Genomic DNA, 26727 nt, shown 5'->3' on the forward strand with positions numbered 1-26727 from the left:
CGTCGGGGTGCGAAAGCCGGGAACCCACCCGGCGCACGAGGGGTGCAGGGAACCCGTCGGGGTGCGAAAGCCGGGAACCCACCCGGCGCACGAGGGGTGCAGGGAACCCGTCGGGGTGCGAAAGCCGGGAACCCACCCGGCGCACGAGGGCCAAGGCCCCACCCCGCGCACGCGGGCAGGGAACCCGCCCGGGCGCGAAGGCCGGCGACCCGCCGAGGCGCGCGGCCCGGCGATCAGCCGGGCCGGAAGCGGCTGTCGCGGTCCGTCTCCCGGGCGGGATCCGCCCAGGAGGCGAGGATGCGCAGTGCGTCGTGGGAGGGGGAGCCGGGGTCGGCGGACCAGGCGACGAGGTGCTGGTCGGCGTCGGTGGTGGCGGCGAGGGTGTCCCAGTCGAGGGTCAGCTCGCCGACGACCGGGTGCCGGAGCACCTTGGTGCCGACCCCGCGCAGCGCCACGTCGTGGGCACCCCACCAGCGTCGGAAATCGGGGTCCTGGACCGACAGCTCGCCCACGAGCGCGGTGAGCCGGGGATTGCGCGGATCGCGGGCCGCCTCCCTGCGCAACTGGGCCACACCTGCGGGCGCCCTGCCGGTCGGCGTACAGTTCCCGCATCGCGGGGTCGGTGAACACCAGCCGAATGTAATTCCGGTCCTTTTCCGGAATCGCGCCGAAATCGGTGACGAGAGCCACCGCGAGCGGATTCCAGGCGAGGATGTCCATGCGCCGCCCGAGCACGATCGCGGGAATGCCGCCCAGGTCGTCGATCAGCCGGCGCAGCCCGGGCCGGACCTTCTGCACGGCCCGCCGCACCGGACGGCCGGAGGGGCGCCCCGCGAGGTCGAAGAGATACGCCCGCTGGTCGTCGTCGAGCCGCAGGACCCGCGCGAGCGCCTCGAGGACGGGCCCGGAAGCCTGGAGGCGTCCCTGCTCAATGCGGGTGTAGTAGTCCGTGCCGATCGCCGCGAGCACCGCCACCTCCTCGCGCCGCAGCCCCGCCACCCGGCGCCGCCCGGTCTCGGGAAGCCCCACCGTCGCCGGGCTCAGCCCGGCCCGCCGGGCCTTGAGGAAGGCCCCGAGCTCCCCGGGGCGCGCGTCACCGCTCATGCCTCATTCTCTTCCGCAGCGCGCGCCCTTATCCAGGGAGAGTTCCCTCCCTGGATAAGCGCACCCAGGGAGGGAATCCTCCTCTGTTGTGGGGACGGGACGCGTGCGACGGTTGATCCGAGAGGCCCGGAAAATGCAGTCACGGCGAGGCGGATGCCGGCCGGGCTGCTGTCCAGGCCCGCGCGGCCGGTGTGCGAGAGGGCGCCCGGCGGCGACCCGTCGCTGGACGGCGAGCCCGTCGGCCCCGCCGTCCAGGCTGAGGGTTCGCTGCGACGCCTGGGCACCGACCGCATCGACCGCATCGACCTGTACCACCAGCACCGCGTCGATCCCGGCACCCCGATCGAGGCGAAGATCCGGCGCGCCCACACCGTGCACCCGGTGGCCGCGCTTGCAGACGGAGTACTCGCTCTGGAACCGCGACCCGGAGGCGGAACCGCTGCCGCTGGTCCGCGAGTTGGGCATCGGCTTCGTGCCGTACTCGCCGCTCGGCCACGGCTTCCTCGCCGGGCGCATCCGCTCGGTGGACGACTTCGCCGAGGACGACCGGCGCCGTACCAACCCGCGCTTCACCGGGGACAACCTCCGGCGCAATCTGCGGATCGCGGACGAGGTCGGGACGGTGGCCGCCGAGGCGGGCGCGACCTCCGCGCAGGTCGCCCTGGCCTGGCTGCTCGCCCAGGGCGACGGCATCGCGCCCCTCCCGGGCACCGAGCGGGTCTCCCGGGCCGAGGAGAACTCGGCCGCCGACGCTCTCGTACCGACCGACGCCCAGCCGGCCCGCCTCGACCGGCTGTCCCCGGCCGCCGGGGACCGCCACGACGCGGCCGGGACGGCCGTCGTCGACGCCTGAACGGCCGCACACCCCGCGCGCACCCGCGCCCCACCGCTGCGCTCGGTCCGGTTGGGCGTGAACAGCGCGTACGTGGTGCCGGCCGCGCTGGTGGCGATGGCGGTGGGCAGCGAGCTGGTCGTCACGCATCCGCTGGGCCACGGCTCGGTCACCCTGGCGCTGCTGCTCTTCGGCGGTCTCGCCCTGTATCTGGCGGCCACGGCCTGGTTCTTCCGGGCCACGGCGCACGGTGCCTGGACCGAACGTCTGCCGGCGGGCGCGGCCTGCGTCCCGGCGGCCGTCGCCACGGTCCGGCTCCCGCCGCTGGCCGCCGTGGCCCTGCTCGACCTGATCCTCCTGCTGACGGTCGCGTCACTGACCCGGGCCCACCGCCGCGTGGCCGGCGGCCTGCGGGAGGCGGCGACGGGCTGAGCGGGCGGCGGCTGGGCGGCGGTGGGCTGGACGGGCGGACGGCTGGCGGCGGGCGGCTGAGTGGCCCGGGGCCGACGGCTGGGCGGGCGCCGTATCCGATCACACGGTTGTCACACTCGGCTGCGAGAATCGGCCCGTTGCCGTCCGAGTGCTGGAGGAGGCCGTGGCGTCCATGTCCCGTCCGCTGCGCAAGCTGGGATTCCTGACCATCGGTCTGTTCGACCCGGCCGAACCCGCCCGTGGGCACGAGTCCACCCTGGAGATCATCGAACTGGGCGAGCGGCTGGGGTTCGACAGCGCCTGGGTCCGCCACCGGCATCTCCAGCACGGCATCTCCTCGCCGGTCGCCGTGCTCGCGGCCGCCTCGCAGCGCACCCGGCGCATCGAGCTGGGTACGGCGGTGATCCCGCTGGGCTGGGAGAACCCGCTGCGCCTGGCCGAGGACCTCGCCACGGTGGACGTGCTCTCCGGCGGGCGTCTCAACCCCGGGGTCAGCGTGGGACCGCCGATCCACTACGACCAGGTCAGGGAGGCGCTGTATCCGGCCTCCGCCGAGATGGAGGACTTCGGGTACGGGCGGGTGCGGCGGCTGCTCGACTTCGTCGCGGGTGTGCCCGCCACGGACTTCAAGGGCGCCGAGGGCTTCGAGCAGTACTCCGACGTCGTCCAGCCGCACTCCCCCGGACTCGCCCGGCGCATGTGGTACGGCGGCGGCAGCCTGGCCTCGGCGCGCTGGGCCGGCGAGCAGGGCGTGAACCTGCTCACCAGCAGCGTCGTCAAGGCCGAGGACCCGGACGGGCCGCCGGACTTCGCGGCGATCCAGCTGGCCCAGATCCGGGAGTTCCGCGCCCGGCACCCCGAGGGGGAGGCGGCCCGGGTCTCGCAGGGTCTGGTGGTGATCCCGACCGACTCCGCGACGGCGGAACAGCGGGCGCGGTACGCCGAGTTCGCCGCCGCCCGGCTGCCCCGTACGACCTCCCCGCAGGGTCCGGCGCGGCTGCTGTTCGCGCCGGACCTGGTGGGCACCAGCGAGGAGATCGCCGAACGGCTGCACGCCCACGCCGCGTTCCGCGAGGTGGACGAGGTGGCGTTCGCGCTGCCGTTCACCTTCCGGCACGAGGACTACGTACAGATCCTCACCGACATGGCGACCAGGCTCGGCCCCGCGCTGGGGCGCCCGGCGCCGGACCTCTCCGTCGGCGGCTGATCACCAGCGGCCGGGCTCCGTACCCGTCAGCGCCTCGGACGGCCTGCCGTCCACGCCCACCGGCACGTCGCCCGCGAGCATCACCCGGTGCATGATGCGGGGGTGGCCGAGATGGACGTTGTCGCTGGGCGCGAGGTGCACGGTGGCCCGGTTGTCCCAGAAGGCGACGCTGCCCGGCTCCCAGCGGAAGCGGACGGTGTACTCGGGCCGTACGACCTGTTCGAGCAGCATCTCCAGCAGGGCCGCGCTCTCGGGGCGGGAGACGTCCTCGATCTGCTCGACGTAGTAGCCGTTGACGAAGAGCACCCGCTCGCCGGTCTCCGGGTGGACGCGGACCAGCGGGTGCACGGAGGCCACCTGGTGGTCCAGGAGCCGGCGGAGGTAGGCGTCGTCGCCGGGGCGGGGCTGGTAGCCGACGCCGAGCCGGTGTTCGGCGCGCAGGCCGTCCACGAAGGCGCGCACCGGCGCGGACAGACCCGCGTAGGCGGCGGCCAGGTTGGCCCAGGTGGTGTCGCCGCCGTAGGGCGGTACGGTCTCGGCGCGCAGGATGGTCGCGGCGGGCGGGTCGACGCGGGCGCCGTGGTCGCAGTGCCAGCCGCGCAGCAGGGTGTGCCGGCGGCGGCGCAGCCACTCGTCCTGCTCCATGCCGAAGCGGCCGCCGAGTTCCAGCCGGTCGGCGGTGGTCTCCACCTCCGGGAAGTCCTCGGGCGAGGCGCTGCCCCGGCGGCCGAGGACGACCGGCTCGCCGAAGCGGCGGGCGAAGGCGACGTGTGCGGCGTGGTCGAGGTGCTGGTCCCGGAAGAACACCACCTTCCAGCGCAGCATCGTCTCCCTGATCAGCTCCGCCACCGCGTCGTCGAGCGGCGCGGCGAGGTCCACGCCGGTGATCTCGGCGCCGATGTGCCCCGCCGCGGGCAGGACCTCCACGCCCTTGATCGGGTCCACCACGTTGTCCGTCGTCATGTGTGCGCTCCCTGGTCTTCGTCCGTGGTCCCAGGGTGATCGTGTCAGCCGGACACCCGTTCTGGCGACATCCGGTCCGTTTCCGCCGCGCTCTTCGAGATGCACGGCGAATGAAACGCCTTTCCCCACCCCCCTGAAAGCGCTATGGGCGATATCTACCACAAACTCTCTTTTACCTCCCCCAGGCCACCCAACGCACCGAAATGCAACCGGGCGTTCCGGACCGGGCGGGACTCGCTTCGACGCCCTCCCGCGCAGCCCGTCAGAGGCCATTTACCCAACGATTACTGGGCAGTTGACCTCGGCGTTTCGTGATAGGGTCCTCGCTCGGAGGGACAGGGCAACTTGAAAGGGAAATCGTGAACACGGAGAAGATCGCCGCTCGCCGCCTCTCATGGGAAGAGGTGACGGAACTCGACGTCAAGGACAAGCTCTTCGTTTCCGCCGACACGGCAGAACTCAAGCTTCCCGGCTGCTATGTCCCCGCTTTTCTGACTAAGCCCGGTGAGCATTTCGAGGGCGGTTCCATCACGGCGCGCACCATATTCCAGGAAGAGGTCTCCTGCCTTCCGGACGACGAGAACGAAGCCGGAATCCACGTGGCCGACGAGAACGGCCCGGTGACCATCGAGGTTCTCCAGTCCGCCGGTGTCGTGCTGGACCTGGCGCTTTTCGTCCCCGGCGGGGACAAGGGGGCCCTCAGCGCCCTCTACGCCGCGGCCCGGCAGGCGTTCGGCGCCGATGTCGTGCAGATCTGGCGCCAGGGCCTCAAGGAGGTACCCGACGTGAAGGTCGACATCTTCGAGGAGCAGGTTCCCCGGGGACGCAAGGGGGGCGACGCTCCCAAGCGTGACCGTCGCGCGATCGACACCTACCCCACCCGCGCGGACTTCATCGAATTCACCGCGGGCTGGAAGCCGGTCGTCGAGATTCACCGGCCGGTCGTCGACGACACCCCGACCATCTGAGGCGTCGTCACCTCTCTTTGTCTTCCCGAGGGAACACCGGGCAACTCGCGTACGCCGAAGCCCCGTTCCACTCGATCACCTCGCGAGACCGCCCGCCCGGCCAAGCTCAATGCCGGCGGGCGCACGCGTATTCGCGGCTATGGCCGGAGACAATGCGCTTCCCCGGAGGACTTTTCTCCGGAGGACTCTTCCCCACAGCCGTAACTGCGTGGCCGCCCCTATCCCCGGGCAGCCCGCAGCGCGGCCAGGGCCCGGTCCGCGTGGGTGTTCATGCGCAGTTCGCTGCGGACGATCTCCCGGACCGTGCGGTCGGGCCCGATGACGAAGGTGGCCCGCTTGGTGGGCGCGAGCGTGAAGCCCCGCTTGACGCCGAAGAGTTCGCGGACGGTGCCGTCGGCGTCGGAGAGCAGCGTCATCCCGAGGGTGTGCTTGTCGGCGAACTCCCGCTGCCGGTCCACCTCGTCGCCGCTGATGCCGACGGGACGCGCCCCGGCCTCGGCGAACTCGGCGGCCAGGTCGCGGAAGTGGCAGGCCTCGGCGGTGCAGCCCGGGGTGAGGGCGGCCGGGTAGAAGAAGAGCACCACGGGGCCGTCCGCTAGCAGTTCGCTCAGACGGCGGGTGGCGCCGCTCTCGTCGGGGAGCGCGAAGTCCTCGACGGTGTCGCCGATCCGGATGTCGTCGCTCATGCGCGTCCCTCCCCGGCGCGGGCGGCGACGCCCCGGGCCCACAGCACCAGCGGCACCTGGAGGGGCAGCCGGGCGAGGGCGGCGTTGCGCTGCGGGGCCGGGCGGTTCCGCCAGTCCACGGCCATCTTCACGTTGGCGGGGAACACCCCGACGAAGAACGCGGCGGCGGCCTTCGCGGCCAGCGGCCGGGTGCGGCGCGCGGCGATGCCCGCCGCGAGGGCGAGTTCGACGGCTCCGCTGCCGTACGTCCAGGCCCGCCGGGAGCCGGGCAGCGCCTTGGGGATGGTCGCGTCGAACGGGCGCGGGGCGGCGAAGTGGGCGACCCCGGCGGCGGCCAGCAGGCCGGCCAGTAGCAGGGGTGAGCGTTCGGACCGGGGCACGGTGCCTCCTCCAGGTGACCTGACGCCGGATATTACTGCAGGGTAGTCACCGCGCGGATCCCGGGGCACCCCGCGCGGTCCGGCGGCGCGGTCCGTTCGGGGGAAACACCGCCCTGACGTGCGTGGAAGCACGCCCGGCGGTCGAGATCTTCAGCCGTGACCACCCTGCCGCTCGTCGCGCCGATGCTCGCCACACCCGGCACCCTGCCGCCCCCGGCGCAGGACCACCGGTGGGCGTACGAGACCAAGCAGGACGGCCAGCGGGTGATGGTGTACCTGCCCGGCGACGGCACCGTGCTGCTGCGCGCCCGCTCGGGCGAGGACATCACCGCCGCCTACCCCGAACTCGCCCCGCTGGGCACGGCGTTGGGCAGCACCCCGGCCGTGCTGGACGGCGAGGTGCTGGCCCTGGACGAACAGGGGCGCGCCGACTTCCAGTTGCTCCAGGGCCGCATGGGCCTCGCCCACTCCCCCGTGCTCGCGGCCCGCCGGGCCGGTCAGGTCCCGGTCCATCTGGTGCTGTTCGACGTGCCCTTCCTCGGCGACTCCCTGCTGCGCACACCGTACGCCCGGCGGCGTACGGCACTGGAGGCGCTGGGGCTCGACGGGCCGCACTGGTCGGTGCCGGGCGCGATGGTGGGGCACGGCGCCGAGGCGCTGCGCACGACCCGGGAGCACGGCCTGGAGGGGCTGGTCTGCAAGCGGCTGGACTCGGCGTACGAGCCGGGAGTGCGCTCCCGCGCCTGGATCAAGATCCGCAACCAGCGGAGCGCGGACGTGATCGTGGGCGGCTGGCTGCCCGGCAAGGGCCGCCTGTCGGGACTGCCCGGTGCGGTGCTCCTGGGGCAGCGCGGCGGTGGGCGGCTGCGGTACGCGGGCCGGGTGGGCACCGGCTGGAGCGAGGCGGAGCGCGGTGAACTGGCGGCCATGCTGGGCGAGTTGGCGAGTGACCGGTGCCCCTTCGAGCCGGCACCGAGGATCGCGGAGGCGCACTGGGTGCTGCCCCGGCTGGTCGGCGAGGTCGGCTACAGCACCCGCACCCGCGCGGGCCTGCTGCGTCAGCCGACGTGGCTGCGGCTGCGCCCGGATCTGACGCCCGAGGAGTCCGCGGCGGATGTGCCGGAGGACACCGGCCGAGACGGAAGGTGATCCGTCGGCCAGGGTTCACCGGTGGGACACCCGGGGTGACACGGGGGCGCACACCTGTGCCAGGATGCTGAACTCCCTTACCCCCCAATCGAGTTGGAGACTCAGTGGCTTCGTTCACGTCCCCTCGGAGACGCGGCAGATGGCTGGCCGCGCTCACCGGCGCCGCCACGCTCGTGCTCGCCACCCCCGCCTTCGCCGCCGACGGCCCGCCGCAGGCCCTGCCGCAGAACGCCGAGGCCGGTGAGCTGACGTACCAGCCCGCGTTCGACTACGACACCGACGGCTGCTATTCGACCCCGGCGATAGGCCCCGACGGCAGGATCAACCCGGGCCTGAACCCGACCGGCGCGCTCAACGGCAACTGCCACGACGCGTCCGACCTGGACAACACCAACAGCTACTCGCGCTACAAGTGCAACAACGGCTGGTGCGGCTATCTGTACACGCTGTACTTCGAGAAGGACCAGGCGCTGCCCGGTATCAGCCTCGGCGGCCACCGCAACGACTGGGAGCATGTGGCGGTCTGGGTGCAGGACGGCCAGGTCAAGTACGTCTCGACGTCCAACCACGGCAAGTTCACCGTGCACCCCGCCTCCGAGGTCCGCTTCGAGGGCACGCACGCCAAGGCCGTGTACCACAAGGACGGCATCAGCACCCACTGCTTCCGGCTGGCCAACTCCAACGACGAGCCGCCGGAGAACCACAAGCACACCTGGCAGTACCCGCCGCTGGTCGGCTGGAACGGCTACCCGGCGGGCCTGCGCGACAAGCTCAGCTCGTACGACTTCGGTAGCGCCAACTTCCCGCTGAAGGAGGCGAGTTTCGCCTCGCACCTGAACGCGGCGAAGCCGGCCGGGATTCCGTTCGACCCGAACGCCTGACAACGCGGGGGGCGGTTCACCGCTGCCGGTGAACCGCCCCTCGTGTCGGCTGTGTCCGCGGGAGGCCTCAGGCGCTTCCGGGCTCGGCCTGGTCCTTGAGGAAGGCGGCCAGTTCGTGCGCGAGGCCCCCGGCCCCGGCGCTCGCGGTGGCCGCGGCCGGCGGTGTCTCGGTGATCCCGATGCCGCCGGTCCACAGCCGGCGGTCGGCCCACTCCTCGTCCACGCGCGGCTGGACCTGGACGTCGACGTGGGTGAGGGCGGCCTCGGTCGCGGCCGCGCAGACGACGGCGGTGGCCCGGCGCAGCGGGTGGATGTCGAAGCCCTCGATGAACTGGGAGTTGCGCCAGTCGATGAAGGCGCCCTCGCCGTCGGGGCCGACGCGGACGTCGATCTGACCGTCCTCCAGCTGCACGCCGTAGGGCCGTGTGCCCCGGTTCTCGAAGGTCACCCGGAGACCGAAGTAGGTGAGCCCGGCGGCGGCGTCGTCCCGCCCGCGCGCCGGTTCGGTGCGCTCCAGGCGGTGGACGCGGACCCGCAGACCGGCGAAGTCGTCGTACTCCTGCCAGTCACCGACCACGTTCGGCTCGTACACGTTTCCCCTCTCGGCCATCCGGGACCTGCTGTCTATCCATGGGCCGAGCGCACTGTCAAATAAGCCGAATACGGCGTGGCCTGGCGGTTCGCCCGGTTTGATCGGTGATCAAGCCCTGCGCAGGAGGAACGGCGTGGGAGGGGGTTCCGCGCCGTCCGGCGCGCGTGCCGCACATCACGTCCGGGCCCGGCCGACACGCGTCGCGGCCAGGCCCGGTTCCCGGTCAGCGCACCAGCCGGCCGAGCAGTGAGGAGGCGGCCGTGATCCCGAGGACGGCGGCCAGCGCGAGCACGGCGAAGTCGGCCGGAAGGTGGGCCGGGGTGCCGAGCAGAAGTCCGCGCAGGGCGTCCACCTGATAGCTCAGCGGGTTCACCCGGCTGACGGCCTGGAGCCAGCCCGGCATCACCGAGACCGGGTAGAGCGCGTTGGAGCCGAAGAACAGCGGCATGGTGATCGCCTGTCCGAAGCCCATCAGCCGGTCGCGGCTGAGCACGATGCCCGCGATGGTCATGGACAGACAGGAGAAGAAGGCGGCGCCGAGGATCACGGCGACGGCGACCCCGAGGAGCCTCAGCGGGTTCCAGGTGAGGGCGACGCCGAGCAGGGCGGCGATCACGATCACGACGACGGCCTGGATCAGCGACTTCACCCCGGCCGCGAAGGCCTTGCCGGTGATCAGCGCCGAGCGCGGGGTGGGCGTGACGAGCAGCTTGTCCAGGGTGCCCGCGTCACGCTCCCAGATGATCTGGATGCCGTAGAAGATCGCGATGAACATCGCGGACTGGGCGATGATGCCGGGTGCCAGGAAGTCGATGTAGGGGATGCCCCCGGTGGGGATCGCCCGGATGCGGGTGAAGGTCTGGCCGAAGATCAGCAGCCAGAGGGCGGGCTGCACGGCGCGCGTGTACAGCTCGGTGCGGTCGTGGCGCAGCTTCTGCAGTTCCACGGCGCACATCGCGGCGACCCGGGTGGGCAGCAGCAGGAGCCCGGACCGGGGGCGGGGCGGCCCACTCGGCGCGGGGGCGCGTTCAGCCGACTCGGCGCGCGGTGCGGCGGGTGCTCCGGACATCGCGGAAATCTCCTCCCGTTCGGTCGTCCAGGCCGCTTCCGGCGACATCCCGGAAGACGTCCTCCAGCGTGGGCACGGTGTCGGTGCCAAGGCGTTCGGCCAGGCCCCGGCGCAGCTCGGCGGGGGTGCCGAGGGCGCGGACGCGGCCGTGGTGCATGAGGCCGACCCGGTCGCAGTACTGGTCGGCCTCGTCCATGTAGTGGGTGGTGAGCAGGACGGTCATGCCGGTGGCGGCGCGTACCGAGTCGATGTGCTCCCAGACGCCGGTGCGGGCGATGGGGTCGAGCCCGATGGTGGGTTCGTCGAGGATGAGCAGCCGGGGCTCGCTGACCAGGGCCTGGGCGAGTTCGAGCCGGCGGACCATGCCGCCGGAGTAGGTGCCGGCGAGCCGGTCGGCGGCGTCGCTGAGCCCGACGGCCGCCAGGGCGTGGGCCACGCGCTCGGCGCGCTCGCGGCGCGGCACGTCGAAGACGCGGGCGAACAGGACGACGTTCTCGCGTCCGGTCAGCCCGCTGTCGGCCGAGAGCCGCTGGGGGACGTAGCCGATCATGCGGCGCACGTCCATGCGCTCGCGGGCCGCGTCGTGCCCGAAGACACGGACGGCGCCGGCGGGGACCGGCAGCAGGGTGGTGACGCAGCGGATGGCGGTGGTCTTGCCCGCGCCGTTGGGGCCGAGCAGTCCGAAGACCTCGCCCTCGCGGACGGTCAGGTCGAGCCCGTCGACGGCTCGGGTGCCGCCGAAGGCGTAGGTCAGTCCGGCGCAGGTCAGGGCCGCGCCGGGGGCGGCCGGGTCGTCGCTCACCATGGCTCCTCGGTCTCCCCCGGGGTGCGCCGGCCGGCGCCGGTGTCCTCGGGCTCCTCGTGCAGGGCGGTGGCCAGCCGGCGCAGCGCGGGGAGCGCGGCGCGCAGGGCCTCGCGGTCGGCCGCGTCGAGCGCGGCCACCTCGCGGCCGACCAGTTCGGCGCGGCGGCGGCGCCACTCCCCGAGACGCCCGGACGCGGCCGGGGTGAGCCGCAGCCGGGCGGCGCGGCGGTCGGCGGGGTCGGTCTCGCGGAACAGATAGCCGTCCCGGACCAGCCGGTTGACCAGGGTGGACACGGAGTTCCCGGCCAGCTGCAGGGCCCGGGCGGCCTCCGAGACGCCGAGGCCCGGCCGCTCCTCGACCAGCCGCAGCAGCTCGACCTCGGCCCCGCGCAGCCGGGGTGCGGTGAGCCCGCCGCGCAGTCGCCGCCGGATCAGCCGCTGGACGCGCACCAGGGTGTCGGCCAGTTCCTCGGGGAAGGCGTCGGGTCTGGCCCTTTCCTCTGTCACTCCTGGAGATTACCTCTGTTGCAGAGGTAATGAACCTCAACAGTCGGTCAAGCATTTCGCACCGTTTGGCGGCTTGTGTACATACTTGTTTTGGTTTGCCGGACACCGGGAAGGCGAACCCCCGAGTGCCTCACAGGGCACATTCGTGACCCTGTACCCGCTGAGAGAAGTGCGCGATGCCTGTCACCGGCAGCACGAAGACTCACTCCCATGACGACGCTCCCGACACGGCGGAAGCCTTCGAGCGGCTCGCCGCGCTGCCCGACGGTCCACGGCGCCGGGCGCTGAGGGACGAGCTCGTGCGGCTGTGGCTGCCCATGGCCGAGCGCATCGCGGTGCGGTTCCGCGGCCGCGGCGAGTCGCTGGAGGATCTCTACCAGGTCGCGGCGCTGGGTCTGGTGAAGGCGGTCGACCACTACGACCCGGAACGCGGCCGCGCCTTCGAGGCGTACGCGGTCCCGACCATCACCGGCGAGATCAAGCGGCACTTCCGCGACCACATGTGGACCCTGCACGTCCCCCGGCGCGTGCAGGACCTGCGCAACCGGGTGCGGGTGGCCTGGAAGGAGCTGGCCCAGACCACCTCGGGGCGGGCCCCGACGGTCGAGGAGCTGGCCGAGCGCACCGGGCTCACCGAGGACGAGGTCCGCACCGGCATGGAGGCGCTGGAGTGCTTCTCCGCGCTCTCGCTGGACGCGGAGGTGGCCGGCACCGAGGGGTTCGCCCTCGGAGACTGCCTCGGCGAGCCGGACCCGGGGTTCGACCTGGTGGTGGACCGGGTGGCCGTCACGCCGTTCATCGCCGCGCTGCCGGAGCGTGAGCGCACCATCCTCTATCTGCGCTTCTTCCGGGGCATGACACAGAGCCGGATCGCCGACCAGCTCGGGATCTCGCAGATGCACGTGTCCCGGCTGCTCACGGGCTGCTTCGACCGGCTGCGCGAGGAGCTGCTCGCGGAAGCGGGCTGAGCGCGGCCGCGCCGAGCGGGAGCGGGAGCGGGAGCGGACGGAGCGAGGACGCACCGAGCGGAAGCGCGCTGAGCGAGGCCCATCGGTTCCGCACCGGATATTCACCCCTTCGGGGCACCCCCGCCAGCCCCTCACCTCACCCGTTCGGTCTACTCGCCCCCTCTCCCGCCGCGGCCCCGCGCAGCCGTGCGGCGGCGGTGTCCGACGCCCCTGCCTGGCCGGGCCGCGCCGGGGTACTCGGGAGGCATTCGACCCCCGTCCGGCCGGACACTGGTGCGGACCGGTGGCCGCCCGGCCCCGAGAGCAGGACGCGACTGCCATGAATCACGACACAGCCGTCAGCGGTGAACCGAGGAAGCGCAAGAACGCCCCCTCGACCCACTCCTTCTTCGGCGCGCCCTGCTGGGTGAGCCTGACCAGCCGCGACCTGCAGGCCACCGAGGACTTCTACACCGCCGTGCTCGGCTGGCGCTGGCGCGAGGCGGAGCTGGGCGACCGGTTCCGGGTCGCGCTGGCGAACGGGGTGCCGGTGGCCGGCATCGCCGCCGTGGCCGCGATGTGGCAGACGGCGGTGGCCTGGACGCCGTACTTCGCGGTACCGGACGCCGACGTGGCGGCGGCACGGACGCGCGAACGCGGCGGCACGGCGGCGGTGGGCCCGCTGTCCTTCCCGCCGGGGCGGGCCGCCCTGCTCGCCGACCGTGACGGCGCCACCTTCGGGATCTGGCAGGGCGAGCTGGTCTCCAACTGGGAGACCTGGCGCCGCTCGGCCCCCACCTTCATCCGGCTGCACACCCGCAACGCCTTCGACTCCGCGATCTTCTACGGCGAGGTCCTCGACTGGGCGACCGGGGCGCCGGGCTGCTGCGAGGTGGAGTACGAGGGCGGCGAGGTGGTGCTGCGCAGCCAGGGCGACGTGGTGGCGCGCATCGACTCGGGCGCGGTGGAGGCGGCCCCCGATCCGTCCGTACGGCCGCACTGGCAGGTCCACTTCGCGGTGTCCGACGTGGCCCGCTGCGCGCGTGGTGCCGAGAAGCACGGCGGCAGCGTGCTGAGCGAGCAGGCGACCGAGGCCGTGCTGCGCGACCCGGACGGGGCGCAGTTCACGGTGACCTCGCGCGACCCGCGCGGCTGACGTCCACGTGCGCAAAGGGGCGCCCACCGGTTGGTGGGCGCCCCTTCGGCCGTTCGTGTCAGCGGCCCCGGGAGGGCCGGGAGAGCAGGATCAGGCTGCGGGACTCGACCCGCAGCCTGCTGCCCGCCTTGCGCTCGCGTTCGTCGGGCACGCCGTCGGGGTCGGCGGTGTCGATCAGGGTTGTCCAGCGCTCGCCGTACGACTCGCCGGGCAGCCTGAAGTCGACCGGTTCCCAGTAGCTGTTGAGCAGGATCAGGAAGGAGTCGTCGACCACGCGCCGTCCGTAGGCGTCGCGTTCGGCGATGGCGTCGCCGTTGAGGAACACGCCCACCGAGTACGCGTCGTCGCGCTGCCAGTCCTGGTCGGCCATCTCGCGCGCGTCGGGGCGCAGCCACACCAGGTCGGGCAGCCGCCGGTCGGCCCTGGCGGCGGGCTCGCCGTGGAAGAACCGGCGTCTGCGCAGCACCGGGTGTCCGGCGCGCAGGGCGATGATCCGGCGGGTGAACTCGGTCAGGGAGCGCTGTTCGCCGTCCAGGTCCCAGTCCACCCAGGAGACCTCGTTGTCCTGGCAGTAGGCGTTGTTGTTGCCGCCCTGGGTGCGGCCGAGTTCGTCGCCGTGGGCGAGCATCGGGATGCCCTGGCTGAGCAACAGCGTGGCGAGCAGGTTGCGTTGCTGGCGGGCGCGCAGTTCGAGCACGCCGGCGTCGTCCGTCTCGCCCTCGACCCCGCAGTTCCAGGACCGGTTGACGCTCTCGCCGTCCTGGTTGTCCTCGCCGTTGGCCTCGTTGTGCTTGTCGTTGTACGACACGAGGTCGCGCAGGGTGAAACCGTCGTGCGCGGTGACGAAGTTGACGCTGGCCCGGGGCCTGCGGTTGCTGGCCTGGTAGAGGTCGGAGGAGCCGGTGAGCCGGGAGGCGAACTCCCCGAGCGAGCCGGGCTCGGCCCGCCAGAAGTCCCGTACGGCGTCACGGTACTTGCCGTTCCACTCCGACCACAGCTGGGGGAAGTTGCCGACCTGGTAGCCGCCCTCGCCCAGGTCCCACGGCTCGGCGATCAGCTTGACGCGGCTGATCACCGGGTCCTGCTGGATCAGGTCGAAGAACGCCGAGAGCCGGTCCACCTCGTGGAACTGCCGGGCCAGGGTGGCCGCGAGGTCGAAGCGGAAGCCGTCGACGTGCATCTCGGTGACCCAGTAGCGCAGCGAGTCCATGATGAGCTGGAGCACGTAGGGGTGGCGCATCAGCAGGCTGTTGCCGGTGCCGGTGGTGTCGTAGTAGTGCGCCCAGTCGCCGTCGACCAGGCGGTAGTACGAGGCGTTGTCGATGCCCCGGAAGGAGAGCGTGGGGCCCTTCTCGTTGCCCTCGGCGGTGTGGTTGTAGACCACGTCGAGGATGACTTCGAGGCCGGCCGCGTGCAGCGCCTTCACCATGGCCTTGAACTCGTCGACCTGCTGCCCGCGCGAGCCGAGGGCGGCGTAGGCGTTGTGCGGGGCGAAGAAACCGATGGTGTTGTAGCCCCAGTAGTTGGCGAGGCCCCGGTCGCGCAGCACACCGTCCTGGGCGAACTGGTGGACCGGCATCAGCTCGACCGCGGTGACGCCGAGCGAGGTGAGGTGCCCGGTGACGGCGGGGTGGGCGAGGCCCGCGTAGGTGCCGCGCAGCCGCTCGGGGACCTCGGGGTGGGTGCGGGTCAGGCCGCGTACGTGGGCCTCGTAGATGACGGACCCGGAGTACGGGATGTCCGGCGGCCGGTCGTCGCCCCAGTCGAAGTACGGGTCGGTGACCACGCCCAGCATCGAGTGCCCGGCGCTGTCGGCCGGGTCCGGCCCCTGGGGGGCGCGCTCGTAGAGGGAGGGATCGTTGTCCGTCTGGCCGTCCACCGCGCGGGCGTAGGGGTCGAGCAGCAGCTTGGCGGGGTTGCAGCGGTTGCCGAGCGAGGGCTGCCAGGGGCCGTGCACCCGGTAGCCGTAGCGCTGCCCGGGGCCGACGCCGGGGAGGTAGGCGTGCCAGACGAAGCCGTCGACCTCGTGCAGCGGCACGCGTCTCTCGCGTCCGTCGTCGTCCACGAGACTCAGCTCGACGCGCTCGGCGACCTCGCTGAAGAGGGCGAAGTTGGTGCCCTGCCCGTCGTAGGAGGCGCCCAACGGGTAGGGGTGCCCGCTCCACACGGGCACCCCTTTCCGGGACTTGCGCGCCGTCACCGGGCGCCCGCCAGGACGCCGGGGGCGGCGAGGGCGGCCACGGGCAGCGCGCGCGGCAGGTCGAGGACCCGGCGCAGGCTGGGCACGGGAGCGGTGGCGACCAGCGGGACGCGCTGGTCGGAGCGGGCGCGCTGGGAGAACCAGATGACCTTGCCGCCGTTCGCGGTGGCGCAGCATCCCCAGCCGTCGCTCATCGCCGCGAGGTCCGCGAGGCAGGCCCGCAGGTCCTGGTCGGGGCGCAGCTCCCGGTCGTCGCCGCCGACGGCGGTGATCAGATGCTGGCCGGTCCACCACATCTCGATGGAGGTGGCCTTGTCCGTGGCGTGCCGGTCGATGGCCCGCAGCAGCAGCTCGGTGCCGTGCCGGACGGGACCGACGAGGTTCTCGAGGTCCCAGTAGCGCAGATGGGCGGCCATGATGCGGCTGACCTGTCCGACCCGTTCCGGGCCGACTTCCACGTCGAGGTGGTAGTAGCAGGGCACTGCGGTCTTCATCGTCGCTTGCTCCTCACCGGCGAAGCTCCCGCCCCGTCGCCCCGCTCGGGAGGGATTCCCGGTCACGCGGCGTGAGCTCCGATCGCTTCTGAGTCACTCCCACAGTGCGGGGGCTACGCCATTCGTGCAACACGAGCATCACGAACGGCCGGGTCGTTGAAGCTCCAACAGGACGATGCGTGTGTACGCGTGCACCATGAGTGAAAACCTCGATCGACGTCATGGCGCCGTGCGCTCCCGTGCGCGGTGCCACCCGAGCCTCGGGAACGCGCCCGGTCGAGAGCGGGAAAGGTGAAGAGGGCCATGCTGCTACCGGCCAAGGCCGAAGTGGCCCGGCAGTTGCGGCGTTACCGGGCGTGGGAGCGTGTGATGCTCGCCTCGCCCCACGACCGCACGGTCCGGGGCACCTTCGAGGATTCGGGCTACACCCTGTGCGTGCTGATGGGAAAGCGGTGCGCGCGGGAGGCCGCCGACGCGGCCGAGCGGTATCTGCGCTCCACCCTGACCGGCTATCTGCGCGAGCAGGACGGCCGGCCGCGACCGGACCGGGCGGCGCGACGCGCGCAGTCCCCGGAGCGGCGTTCCACGGCGCCACGGCCCTGACCTGGCACCGTACATGGCGTTCCCCACGGGGCGGCAGCAGCCGGCCCGTGCTCGGATCGCGAAGCCGGGCCCGTGTGCCCGGCTTCGCGCACGGCGGAGGTGAGATCCATGCGCAGGACCCCGGCCATCGGCCGCGTACCGGTACGTGATGTCCGGCCGTCCGTGGAGTGCGGAAGGCGCCCGGCGAAGGCGGTGACCGGGGAGACGTTCCTGGTGACCGCCACCGTGTTCCGTGAGGGACACGACGTGGTGGGCGCCAACGTGGTCCTGCGCAATCCCAAGGGCCGGCGCGGCCCTTGGCTGCCGATGCGGGAGCTGTCCCCCGGCAGTGACGTGTGGGGTGCCGAGGTCACGCCGGACATGACGGGCCGCTGGACCTTCCGTGTCGAGGCGTGGAGTCATCCGCTGGCGACCTGGCGGCACGCGGCCGGGATCAAGATCCCGGCGGGCATCGACACCGGCCTGGTCCTGGAGGAGGGCGCCGAGCTGTACGAGCGGGCCGCGGCCGGAGTGCCCAAGGGCGCGGAACGCGACCTGGTCCTCGCGGCCGCCCGTGACCTCGGCGACGACACGCTCGGCGTGGACGACCGGCTGAGGGGCGCGCTGTCGGCGCAGGTGTCGGACCTCGTGGAGCGTTACCCGCTGCGGGAGTTGGTGACCGCGTCCGATCCGATGCCGCTGCTGGTGGAGCGCGAGCGGGCCCTCTACGGCTCCTGGTACGAGTTCTTCCCGCGCTCGGAGGGGACGGAAGAGCAGCCGCACGGCACCTTCCGTACCGCAGAGCGGCGCTTGGAGGCCATCGCGGAGATGGGCTTCGACGTGGTGTACCTCCCGCCGATCCACCCCATCGGCACCACGCACCGCAAGGGCCGCAACAACACGCTGACCGCGACGCCGGACGACGTCGGTGTGCCGTGGGCGATCGGGTCGCCGGAGGGCGGTCACGACAGCGTCCACCCGCAGCTGGGCACGCTGGAGGACTTCGACCATTTCGTGGGCCGGGCACGGGAGTTGGGCCTCGAAATCGCGCTCGACTTCGCCCTCCAGTGCTCCCCCGACCACCCCTGGGTGGAGAAGCACCCGCAGTGGTTCCACCATCGCCCGGACGGGACGATCGCGTACGCGGAGAACCCGCCGAAGAAGTACCAGGACATCTATCCGATCGCCTTCGACGCGGACATGGACGGTCTCGTGACGGAGACCGTGCGCGTTCTGCGGCACTGGATGGACCACGGCGTACGGATCTTCCGCGTGGACAACCCGCACACCAAGCCGGTCGTCTTCTGGGAGCGGGTCATCGGCGAGATCAACCGCGCCGACCCCGACGTCCTCTTCCTGGCCGAGGCGTTCACGCGCCCGGCGATGATGCACACCCTCGCCCAGGTCGGCTTCCAGCAGTCGTACACGTACTTCACCTGGCGGAACAGCAAGCAGGAACTCACGGACTATCTGACCGAGTTGTCGGGGGAGTCCGCCGCCTATATGCGGCCCAACTTCTTCACCAGCACCCCGGACATCCTGCCCGCCTGTCTCCAGGACGGCGGCCGTCCCGCCTTCGAGGTCCGGGCCGTCCTCGCGGCCACGCTCTCCCCGGCCTGGGGCGTCTACAGCGGCTACGAGCTGTGTGAGAACCAGGCGTTGAAGCCGGGCGGCGAGGAGTACCTCGACTCGGAGAAGTACCAGCTCAAGCCCCGCGACTGGGAGGCCGCCGCCCGCGAGGGGCGCACCATCGCCCCCCTGATCACCCGCCTCAACGACATCCGTCGCCGGCATCCCGCGCTACAGCGCCTGCGGAATCTCCGCTTCCATCGGACCGACAACGACTCCGTGCTCGCCTACAGCAAGAGCACGGGGACGGACACGGTCATCGTGGTCGTCAACCTCGACCCGCACCACACCCAGGAGGCCACGGTCTCGTTGGACATGCCGCAACTCGGCCTGGACTGGAACGCCGCCCTGTCCGTACACGACGAACTGACAGGCGAGACCTACCACTGGGGCCGGACCAACTACGTCCGTCTCAGCCCCGGCCACGCACCCGCGCACGTACTGCACGCCGCCGGGCGGGCGACGCCACAGATCGGAGGGCCTTCAGCGTCATGACCGTGAACGAACCCGTGCCGGACACTTTTGAGGACACCCCCGCCCGGGACCGCGACCCGGAGTGGTTCAAGCGCGCCGTCTTCTACGAGGTGCTGGTCCGCTCCTTCCACGACAGCGACGGCGACGGCATCGGGGACCTCAAGGGCCTCACCGCGAAGCTGGACTATCTCCAGTGGCTCGGCGTCGACTGTCTGTGGCTGCCACCGTTCTTCAAGTCCCCTTTGCGGGACGGCGGTTACGACGTGGCCGACTACACCTCGGTGCTGCCGGAGTTCGGGGACCTCGCGGACTTCGTGGAGTTCGTGGACGCGGCCCACCAGCGCGGGATGCGCGTCGTCATCGACTTCGTCATGAACCACACGAGCGACCAGCACCCGTGGTTCCAGGAGTCCCGCAAGGACCCCGAAGGCCCGTACGGCGACTACTACATGTGGGCCGACGACGACAAGCAGTACCAGGACGCGCGGATCATCTTCGTGGACACCGAGGTCTCCAACTGGACCTTCGACCCGGTGCGCGGCCAGTACTTCTTCCACCGCTTCTTCTCGCACCAGCCGGACCTCAACTACGAGAACCCGGCCGTGCAGGAGGAGATCCTGGCCGCGCTGAAGTTCTGGCTGGACCTCGGCATCGACGGCTTCCGGCTCGACGCGGTGCCCTACCTCTACGCCCAGGACGGCACCAACTGCGAGAACCTGCCCGCCACCCACGCCTTCCTCAAGCGCGTCCGGCGCGAGATCGACACGCAGTACCCGGACACCGTGCTCCTCGCGGAGGCGAACCAGTGGCCCGAGGACGTGGTCGACTACTTCGGCGACTACCAAGTGGGCGGCGACGAATGCCACATGGCGTTCCACTTCCCCGTCATGCCACGGATCTTCATGGCCGTACGGCGTGAGTCGCGCTACCCGGTCTCGGAAATCCTCGCCAAGACGCCCTCGATCCCGTCGAGTTGCCAGTGGGGCATCTTCCTGCGCAACCACGACGAACTGACCCTGGAAATGGTCACCGACGAGGAACGCGACTACATGTGGGCCGAATACGCGAAGGACCCGCGTATGCGCGCCAACATCGGCATCCGCCGCCGCCTTGCCCCCCTCCTCGACAACGACCGCAACCAAATCGAGCTGTTCACCGCCCTGTTGCTCTCCCTGCCCGGCTCGCCGATCCTCTACTACGGCGACGAGATCGGCATGGGCGACAACATCTGGCTCGGCGACCGCGACGCCGTCCGCACCCCCATGCAGTGGACCCCCGACCGCAACGCGGGCTTCTCGCCCTGCGACCCCGGCCGGCTCTACCTCCCCACGATCATGGACCCGGTCTACGGCTACCAGGTCACCAACGTGGAAGCCTCGATGTCGTCCCCGTCGAGCCTGCTGCACTGGACCCGCCGGATGATCGAGATCCGCAAGCAGAACCCCGCCTTCGGACTCGGCACCTACACCGAACTGCCGTCCTCCAACCCGGCGGTCCTCGCCTTCCTGCGGGAACACGGCGACGACCTGGTGCTGTGCGTGCACAATTTCTCCCGGTTCGCGCAGCCCACCGAGCTCGATCTGCGGGCCTACGACGGACGTCACCCGGTCGAGCTGATCGGCGGGGTGCGCTTCCCGGCGATCGGTGAACTGCCCTATCTGCTGACCCTCGCGGGCCACGGCTTCTACTGGTTCCGGCTCACCCGAGTCGCATCCCGCATCGGCCGCCGCCGCTGAGCGCCAGGCGCCGAGGAAAGGACGCGTGACCATGCCGAAGACCATCACCCTCTCCCCCCGCGCCGCGCTCGACGCGGGACGGCGGCCGGCCTCGCTGCGCGGCCTGCTGCTCGAATGGCTCCCCGAACAGCGGTGGTTCGCCGGCAAGGACCGGCCGGTCACCGATCTCACGGTGCTGTCCATGACCGAGCTGTTCCCGGGCTGCCTGCATCTGCTGGTGAACGCCTCGCACGCGCCGCTGCCCACCCCGGGCGGCACTCCCCCGCCCGGCGACTGCTACCAACTCCTGCTCGGCCTGCGGGAGGAGATGGCACCCCGCCTGGAGCGGGCCTTCATCGGGCGCGCCGAGGAAGGGCCGTTCAAGGGCCTCGCCGTCTACGACGCGCTGCACGATCCGCGCTCGGCGCATCTCCTCCTGGAGCGGCTGCGCCGCCCCGGCCAGGCGGGCCCGCTGCGCTTCGAGACGGACCCGGCCACCCGGGTGCCGGGCGGTCTGGCGCCCCGGCTGCTGACCGCGGAGCAGTCCAACTCCTCGATCGTGTACGGCGATGCGTACATCCTGAAGGTGTTCCGCCGTATCCAGCCGGGCGTCAACCCGGATCTGGAGGTGCCGGGCGCGCTGGCCGCGCAGGGGTGTGCGCGGGTGCCCGCGCCGGTGGCGTGGTTCAGCACGACGAGTCCGCAGCCGGCGACGCTGGGCGTGCTCCAGCCGTTCCTGCCGGACGCCGCCGACGGGTGGACGCTGGCGCTGCGGGCGCTGGCCGACGGCCAGGACTTCACCACCGAGGCGCGGGAGCTGGGCAGCGCCATGGCCGAGGTGCATCTGGCGCTCGCCGAGGCGTTCCCGCCGGCCGGACCGGGCGAGCGGGGCCGTACGGCGGACCAGATGTGCGCGCGGCTGGAGGCGGCCGCGCGCGCGGTGCCCGGGCTGCGGCCCCATGTGCCGGGGCTGCGGGCCGCGTTCGCGGCGCTGGCCTCCTGCGACTCGGGGCCGCCGGTGCAGCGCGTGCACGGCGATCTGCATCTGGGCCAGGTGCTGCGGGCCGGGCGCGACTGGTTCGTGATCGATTTCGAGGGCGAGCCGTCCCGTCCGCTGGACGAACGGCGTGCCCCGCAGTCCCCGGTGCGTGACATCGCCGGGATGCTGCGCTCCTTCGACTACGCGGCCCGGCAGCGCCGCCCCTGGCGACCCGACTGGGCGCTGCGCTGCCGGGAGGCGTTCTGCGCGGGCTACGCGGCCCGCGCCGGCTGGAACCCACGCGAGAAGCACGCGCTGCTGCGCGCGCACGAGACGGACAGGGCGGTGTACGAGGTGCTGTACGAGGCGAGACACCGGCCGGACTGGCTGCCGGTACCGATGGCAGCGATCGAGCGACTCGCCGCGTGGGGAGGCTGACATGGCACTGCGCGACATCTCCCCCCCCGAGAGCGCGGGCCCGCTGCGCGCCCTCGCGCCGCCGCTCGACGCCGCCGACCGCGACCGGCTGCTGGGCGGCGCCCACCACGACCCGCACGCCCTGCTCGGCGCCCGTCCGGTGCCCGGCGGCGTGCTGTTCCGGACGCTGCGCCCCAACGCCCGTGCCGTGCACGTCGTGGTGGACGGCGAGCGCTCCGCCCTGGAGTCGGAGGGCGGCGGTCTGTTCGCCGGCGTCCTGCCGTACCGGGAGATCCCGTCGTACACCCTGCTCGTCACGTACGACGACGGCGAGCACGAGGTGCACGACCCGTACGCCTTCCTGCCCGCGCTCGGCGAGCTGGATCTGCATCTGATCCGCGAGGGCCGCCACGAGGAGCTGTGGAAGGCGCTGGGCGCGGAGCCGATGACGCACGAGGGGGTGGCGGGCACCCGGTTCACGGTGTGGGCGCCCAATGCCCAAGGTGTGCGCGTGGCCGGGGAGTTCACCTTCTGGGACGGCACCCAGTACCCGATGCGCTCGCTGGGCGCGTCCGGGGTGTGGGAGCTGTTCCTGCCGGGGATCGGCGAGGGCGCCCGGTACAAGTTCGAGATCACCTCGCGCCACGGTCACCGCTTCCTGAAGGCGGACCCGATGGCCCGCGCCACCGAGGTCCCGCCGGACACCGCGTCGGTGGTGGCGGTGTCGCGGTACGCGTGGCAGGACGCGGACTGGATGGCCCATCGCGGGGACACTCCCGTGCACCGGGCGCCGTTCTCGGTGTACGAGGTCCATCTGCCCTCCTGGCGGCCGGGACTGACGTACCGTCAGCTCGCCGGTGAACTCCCGGCGTACGTCAAGGAGATGGGCTTCACGCACGTCGAGCTGATGCCGGTCGCCGGACACCCCTTCAGCGGGTCGTGGGGCTACCAGGTCACCTCGTACTACGCGCCCACCCCGCGCCTCGGCTCCCCCGACGACTTCAAGTACCTGGTGGACAAGCTCCACCAGGCGGGCATCGGCGTGATCATGGACTGGGTGCCCGCGCACTTCCCCAAGGACGACTGGGCGCTGGCCCGCTTCGACGGCGACCCGCTCTACGAGCCCGGGGACTCCCGGCGCGCCGAGCACCCGGACTGGGGGACGTACGAGTTCGACTTCGCGCGGACCGAGGTGCGCAACTTCCTTGTCGCCAACGCCGTGTACTGGTGCGAGGAGTTCCACATCGACGGGCTCCGCGTGGACGCGGTCGCCTCGATGCTCTACCTCGACTACTCGCGCGACTCCGGGCAGTGGGAGCCGAACGTCTTCGGCGGCCGCGAGGACCTGGGCGCGGTGGCCTTCCTCCAGGAGATGAACGCCACCGTCTACCGGCGCTGCCCCGGCGTGGTCACCATCGCCGAGGAGTCCACCGCGTGGGAGGGCGTGACCCGGCCGACGGACAGCGGCGGGCTCGGCTTCGGGCTGAAGTGGAACATGGGCTGGATGCACGACTCGCTGGAGTACGTGCAGAAGGAGCCGGTGCACCGCAAGTACCACCACCACGAGATGACGTTCTCGATGGTGTACGCGTACAGCGAGAACTACGTCCTGCCGATCTCCCACGACGAAGTGGTCCACGGCAAGCAGGCGCTGGTGTCGAAGATGCCCGGCGACTGGTGGCAGCGCCGCGCGAACCACCGTGCCTACCTGGGCTTCATGTGGGCCCACCCGGGCAAGCAACTGCTCTTCATGGGGCAGGAGTTCGCCCAGGGCGGCGAGTGGTCCGAGGCGCACGGCCCGGAGTGGTGGCTGCTGGACGAGGGTTACTGCTCGGCGGGCGACCACCGGGGCGTGCAGGATCTCGTGCGGGACCTGAACGCGCGGTACCGGGACACCCCGGCGCTGTGGCAGCGGGACACCGACCCGGGCGCCTTCCGCTGGGTGCTGTGCGACGCGGCCGACGACAACGTCTTCGCGTTCCTGCGCTACGACGAGGCGGGCACCCCGCTGCTCGCGGTGTCGAACTTCTCCCCCGTCGTCCGCCACGACTACGCCCTCCACGTGCCCGGCGAGATTCCGGTGTGGCGGGAGGCGCTGAACACGGACGCGGCCCGGTACGGCGGCGGCGACGTGGCCACGGGCGCGGCCGGGGGGATCAAGCCGGAGGAGGGTGCGCTGCGGCTGACGCTGCCGCCGCTCGCCACGGTCTGGCTGACGCCGGCGGGCTGAGCCGCCGGGGAGACCGCCGAGGGGCGGCCGGGGTCACGACGACCCCGGCCGCCCCTCGCGCCGTACCCCCGTGTCCGGCTCCTGGGCGCCGTCCTCATATGCACGCGGAAGGGCGGTTCACGGGGCCCACCGGACACGGAAAGATCATCACCCGATCACGAGTTTCCGCTTCCCCTCACCGAAAGCGCTTACCTGGGCTAGATTCGTGCACCGCCGACACAGAGCCGATCGGCGGAGTCACCCTCGGTACATACCAGGAGCAGCGCCATGCGCGACGTCGCCCTCGCTCCAGCAGCGGTCCCGCCTCCCACCGGCGGGCTCGCCGACACCGTCTTCGAGACCGCGGTCCGAAACCCCGGCCTGCCCCTGCTCGCGTGGCGCAAGAACGCCGCCGCGACCGTGTGGGAGGAGGTCACGGCCGCCGCGCTGCGGGACGAGGTGGTCGCCCTGGCCAAGGGGCTGGTGGCCGCCGGGATATCACCGGGCCACCGGGTGGCCCTGATGGCCCGCACCCGCGTCGAGTGGACGGTCCTGGCGCACGCCCTGTGGACCGTCGGCGCGGAGATCGTCCCGATTCATCCGACCTCCTCGCGGGAGCAGGTGGAGTGGATCCTGCGGGACGCGTCCTGTGTCGCCGTGGCGGTCGAGGACGAGCAGGGGATCATGACCGTCGGCACGGTGTGCGCGGCGCTGCCCCGGCTCAAGCACGTCTGGCAGCTGGACGCGGGCGCCCTTGCCGAACTGGCCGAGCGCGGCGCCGAGATCCCGCTGACCACGGTGGAGTCGCTGCGCCGGATCGTGCTGCCGGACTCCACGGCGGCCATCGCCTACACCTCGGGCACCTCAGGGCGGCCGCTCGGCTGCGCGCTGAGCCACCGTGGCCTGGCCTACCCGTGCGACGTGCTGCTGGCCGGCTGGGGGCACACCGCGGGGCCGCCCGGTGAGCAGCCCTCGGTGCTGGCGTTCCTGCCGTTCTCGCACGTGTACGGGCTCATGATCATGCAGATGTGCCTGCGCGGCGGCTTCCTGATGGCGCACGAGCCGGAGATGACCGAGGAGGCGCTGGCCTCGGCGCTGGCGACGTTCCGGCCGTCGTACCTCTACGGCGTGCCGTCGGTGTTCGAGAAGCTGTACAAGACCTTCCTGCGCACCGCCCAGCAAGCCGGGCGCGGGCCGGTGTTCGAGCGGGCGGCCGAGACGGCGCGGGACTTCGCGGAGGCCCAGGAGCGGGCCCGGCTCGGCACCGGACCGGGGCCGGGGCTCGACCTGCGGCTCCAGCACACCCTGTACGAGCGCACGGTGTACCGCAAGCTGCGCGCCGCGCTCGGCGGCCGGGCCCAGCGCGGTACCTCGGGCGGCTCCTCGCTCAGCCGCGATCTGTCGCTGTTCTACGAGGGCATCGGGCTCTACCTCCACGACGGCTACGGGCTGACCGAGACCAGCGGCGGCATCACCATGCAGCCGGTGGGCCGGGAGAAGACGGGGACGGTGGGGCTGCCGCTGCCGGGCACCGAGATCGCGGTGGCCGACGACGGGGAGATCCTGGTGCGCGGTCCGTCCGTGTTCCAGGGCTACATGGGCGACGAGCCGCGCACCCGGGCCGCGCTGCGCTCGGGCTGGCTGGCCACCGGGGACATCGGACGCCTCGACGGCGAGGGGTATCTGACGATCACCGGGCGCAAGAAGGACGTGCTGGTCACCAGCAGCGGCAAGAGCGTGGCCCCGGCCCCGCTGGAGCAGCGGCTGCGGGAACATCCGCTGGTGCACCAGGCGGTGGTCGTCGGGGACGACCGGCCCTGTGTGGGCGCGCTGATCACGCTGGACCCGGAGTTCCTGGCGCACTGGCGGACCGCGCTGGCCTTCCACGGCGAGCCGGGCGGCCGGGAGGCCCGCGAGGAGAACGCGCTGCGCGAGGAGCTGGCGCGGGCGATCGCCTCGGCCAACAGCGCGGTCTCGCGCGCGGAGTCGATACGCGTCTACCGGGTGCTGCCGGAGCCGTTCGCGCCGGACAACGGGCTGCTGACGCCGTCCCTGAAGCTGCGCCGGGACGCGATCGTGCGGCACTTCGCGGCGGAGATCGACGCGATGTACGAGGCCCGGTCCCGTGCCGCGCGGCGGTCGCGGCCGCAGGAGCCGACCGACTGGGACGACTCGGACAACGTGTTCCGGTAGCGGACGGCGTCGTGCCGGCCCGACGGGGTGCGCGAGCTTGGCGGCGGGTGGGAGATCACCGGTCGCCGGGCGGACGCGTAGTCCTGTGAGCGAGGGGAACCCGCAGCAGGGAAAGTGACCGGTCAACACGACCGCCCCGGCTTTCCGGGGCCTGGGAC

Annotated in this window: 22 protein-coding genes and 2 pseudogenes; 14 read left to right on the forward strand and 10 right to left on the reverse strand. The window is 72.1% G+C overall.

The features are described from left to right. Nucleotides 1-233 precede the first annotated feature (233 nt). A pseudogene (locus AB0898_RS21965) lies at nucleotides 234-1104 on the reverse strand (helix-turn-helix domain-containing protein). Between the two features lie 210 nt (nucleotides 1105-1314). On the opposite strand from AB0898_RS21965, the pseudogene AB0898_RS21970 reads away from it, so the two are divergent. From AB0898_RS21970 to AB0898_RS21980, 3 genes and pseudogenes are all read left to right on the forward strand, one after another. Further along, a pseudogene (locus AB0898_RS21970) lies at nucleotides 1315-1957 on the forward strand (aldo/keto reductase); the annotation flags it as partial. Between the two features lie 57 nt (nucleotides 1958-2014). Then, the gene (locus AB0898_RS21975; RefSeq protein ID WP_366804636.1) at nucleotides 2015-2368 is read left to right on the forward strand and encodes a low temperature requirement protein A; all 354 of its coding nucleotides are present in this window, start codon (nucleotides 2015-2017) and stop codon (nucleotides 2366-2368) included. Nucleotides 2369-2531: 163 nt separating this feature from the next. Further along, nucleotides 2532-3575 (forward strand): LLM class flavin-dependent oxidoreductase, encoded by a 1044-nt coding sequence (locus AB0898_RS21980; protein WP_366804637.1) that lies wholly within the window; start codon nucleotides 2532-2534, stop codon nucleotides 3573-3575. Here AB0898_RS21980 and AB0898_RS21985 read toward each other — a convergent pair whose 3' ends face one another. Beyond that, nucleotides 3576-4538, reverse strand: coding sequence for a TauD/TfdA family dioxygenase (locus AB0898_RS21985; RefSeq protein ID WP_366804638.1), 963 nt, complete (start codon nucleotides 4536-4538; stop codon nucleotides 3576-3578). A gap of 359 nt (nucleotides 4539-4897) precedes the next feature. On the opposite strand from AB0898_RS21985, the gene AB0898_RS21990 reads away from it, so the two are divergent. Then, entirely contained in the window at nucleotides 4898-5506 is a 609-nt protein-coding gene (locus AB0898_RS21990) for a hypothetical protein (protein WP_366804639.1), read from the forward strand. Between the two features lie 218 nt (nucleotides 5507-5724). On the opposite strand, the gene AB0898_RS21995 is transcribed toward AB0898_RS21990, so the two are convergent. Together AB0898_RS21995 and AB0898_RS22000 are read right to left on the reverse strand one after the other, a co-directional pair. Further along, the gene (locus tag AB0898_RS21995; protein ID WP_366804640.1) at nucleotides 5725-6192 is read right to left on the reverse strand and encodes a peroxiredoxin; all 468 of its coding nucleotides are present in this window, start codon (nucleotides 6190-6192) and stop codon (nucleotides 5725-5727) included. Continuing rightward, nucleotides 6189-6572, reverse strand: a complete 384-nt coding sequence (locus AB0898_RS22000) for a hypothetical protein (RefSeq protein WP_366804641.1) — start codon at nucleotides 6570-6572, stop codon at nucleotides 6189-6191. The genes AB0898_RS21995 and AB0898_RS22000 overlap by 4 nt, the downstream gene beginning before the upstream one ends. Before the next feature lie 183 nt (nucleotides 6573-6755). On the opposite strand from AB0898_RS22000, the gene AB0898_RS22005 reads away from it, so the two are divergent. Beyond that, complete coding sequence (locus AB0898_RS22005; protein ID WP_366804772.1) at nucleotides 6756-7721, forward strand: ATP-dependent DNA ligase; 966 nt, start codon at nucleotides 6756-6758, stop codon at nucleotides 7719-7721. A gap of 104 nt (nucleotides 7722-7825) precedes the next feature. After that, on the forward strand, nucleotides 7826-8602 hold the full coding sequence (locus AB0898_RS22010) for an NPP1 family protein (RefSeq protein ID WP_366804642.1): 777 nt from the start codon (nucleotides 7826-7828) through the stop codon (nucleotides 8600-8602). A 67-nt stretch (nucleotides 8603-8669) separates the two neighbouring features. Here AB0898_RS22010 and AB0898_RS22015 read toward each other — a convergent pair whose 3' ends face one another. The 4 genes from AB0898_RS22015 to AB0898_RS22030 all read right to left on the reverse strand — a co-directional run bounded on the left by AB0898_RS22015 (nucleotide 8670) and on the right by AB0898_RS22030 (nucleotide 11574). Then, the gene (locus AB0898_RS22015) at nucleotides 8670-9194 is read right to left on the reverse strand and encodes a hypothetical protein (protein WP_366804773.1); all 525 of its coding nucleotides are present in this window, start codon (nucleotides 9192-9194) and stop codon (nucleotides 8670-8672) included. A gap of 223 nt (nucleotides 9195-9417) precedes the next feature. Next, the gene (locus AB0898_RS22020) at nucleotides 9418-10263 is read right to left on the reverse strand and encodes an ABC transporter permease (protein ID WP_366804643.1); all 846 of its coding nucleotides are present in this window, start codon (nucleotides 10261-10263) and stop codon (nucleotides 9418-9420) included. Next, the gene (locus tag AB0898_RS22025) at nucleotides 10223-11068 is read right to left on the reverse strand and encodes an ATP-binding cassette domain-containing protein (RefSeq protein WP_366804644.1); all 846 of its coding nucleotides are present in this window, start codon (nucleotides 11066-11068) and stop codon (nucleotides 10223-10225) included. The genes AB0898_RS22020 and AB0898_RS22025 overlap by 41 nt, the downstream gene beginning before the upstream one ends. Further along, nucleotides 11062-11574 carry a MarR family transcriptional regulator gene (locus AB0898_RS22030; protein WP_366804645.1) on the reverse strand — a complete coding sequence of 171 codons (513 nt, stop codon included), beginning with the start codon at nucleotides 11572-11574 and terminating at the stop codon, nucleotides 11062-11064. Before AB0898_RS22030 ends, AB0898_RS22025 begins: the two co-directional genes overlap by 7 nt. A gap of 176 nt (nucleotides 11575-11750) precedes the next feature. Between AB0898_RS22030 and AB0898_RS22035 the strand changes: the two genes are divergently transcribed. After that, nucleotides 11751-12542 (forward strand): RNA polymerase sigma factor SigF, encoded by a 792-nt coding sequence (locus AB0898_RS22035; protein WP_366804646.1) that lies wholly within the window; start codon nucleotides 11751-11753, stop codon nucleotides 12540-12542. A 319-nt stretch (nucleotides 12543-12861) separates the two neighbouring features. Then, on the forward strand, nucleotides 12862-13677 hold the full coding sequence (locus AB0898_RS22040; RefSeq protein WP_366804647.1) for a VOC family protein: 816 nt from the start codon (nucleotides 12862-12864) through the stop codon (nucleotides 13675-13677). A gap of 58 nt (nucleotides 13678-13735) precedes the next feature. Here AB0898_RS22040 and glgX read toward each other — a convergent pair whose 3' ends face one another. Together glgX and AB0898_RS22050 are read right to left on the reverse strand one after the other, a co-directional pair. Then, on the reverse strand, nucleotides 13736-15877 hold the full coding sequence (glgX, locus tag AB0898_RS22045) for a glycogen debranching protein GlgX (RefSeq protein WP_366804648.1): 2142 nt from the start codon (nucleotides 15875-15877) through the stop codon (nucleotides 13736-13738). Then, a complete protein-coding gene (locus tag AB0898_RS22050; RefSeq protein WP_366804649.1) occupies nucleotides 15874-16371 on the reverse strand; it encodes a pep a2 in 498 nt (165 codons plus the stop codon). The genes glgX and AB0898_RS22050 overlap by 4 nt, the downstream gene beginning before the upstream one ends. Before the next feature lie 303 nt (nucleotides 16372-16674). Here AB0898_RS22050 and AB0898_RS22055 point away from each other — a divergent pair, with 303 nt between their 5' ends. The 6 genes from AB0898_RS22055 (at nucleotide 16675) to AB0898_RS22080 (ending at nucleotide 26569) form a co-directional block, all read left to right on the forward strand. Then, on the forward strand, nucleotides 16675-16974 hold the full coding sequence (locus AB0898_RS22055; protein ID WP_366804650.1) for a DUF5133 domain-containing protein: 300 nt from the start codon (nucleotides 16675-16677) through the stop codon (nucleotides 16972-16974). A gap of 108 nt (nucleotides 16975-17082) precedes the next feature. Next, nucleotides 17083-19077, forward strand: coding sequence for an alpha-1,4-glucan--maltose-1-phosphate maltosyltransferase (locus AB0898_RS22060; protein ID WP_366804651.1), 1995 nt, complete (start codon nucleotides 17083-17085; stop codon nucleotides 19075-19077). Then, entirely contained in the window at nucleotides 19074-20792 is a 1719-nt protein-coding gene (treS, locus tag AB0898_RS22065) for a maltose alpha-D-glucosyltransferase (RefSeq protein ID WP_366804652.1), read from the forward strand. The genes AB0898_RS22060 and treS overlap by 4 nt, the downstream gene beginning before the upstream one ends. Before the next feature lie 31 nt (nucleotides 20793-20823). Beyond that, on the forward strand, nucleotides 20824-22188 hold the full coding sequence (locus AB0898_RS22070) for a maltokinase N-terminal cap-like domain-containing protein (protein ID WP_366804653.1): 1365 nt from the start codon (nucleotides 20824-20826) through the stop codon (nucleotides 22186-22188). 1 nt (nucleotide 22189) lies between these two features. Further along, nucleotides 22190-24397, forward strand: a complete 2208-nt coding sequence (glgB, locus tag AB0898_RS22075; protein ID WP_366804654.1) for a 1,4-alpha-glucan branching protein GlgB — start codon at nucleotides 22190-22192, stop codon at nucleotides 24395-24397. Between the two features lie 267 nt (nucleotides 24398-24664). After that, the gene (locus tag AB0898_RS22080) at nucleotides 24665-26569 is read left to right on the forward strand and encodes an AMP-dependent synthetase/ligase (RefSeq protein ID WP_366804655.1); all 1905 of its coding nucleotides are present in this window, start codon (nucleotides 24665-24667) and stop codon (nucleotides 26567-26569) included. Nucleotides 26570-26727: the final 158 nt, after the last annotated feature.

The organism is Streptomyces sp. NPDC005435, assembly GCF_040703155.1.
GTDB lineage: Bacteria > Actinomycetota > Actinomycetes > Streptomycetales > Streptomycetaceae > Streptomyces.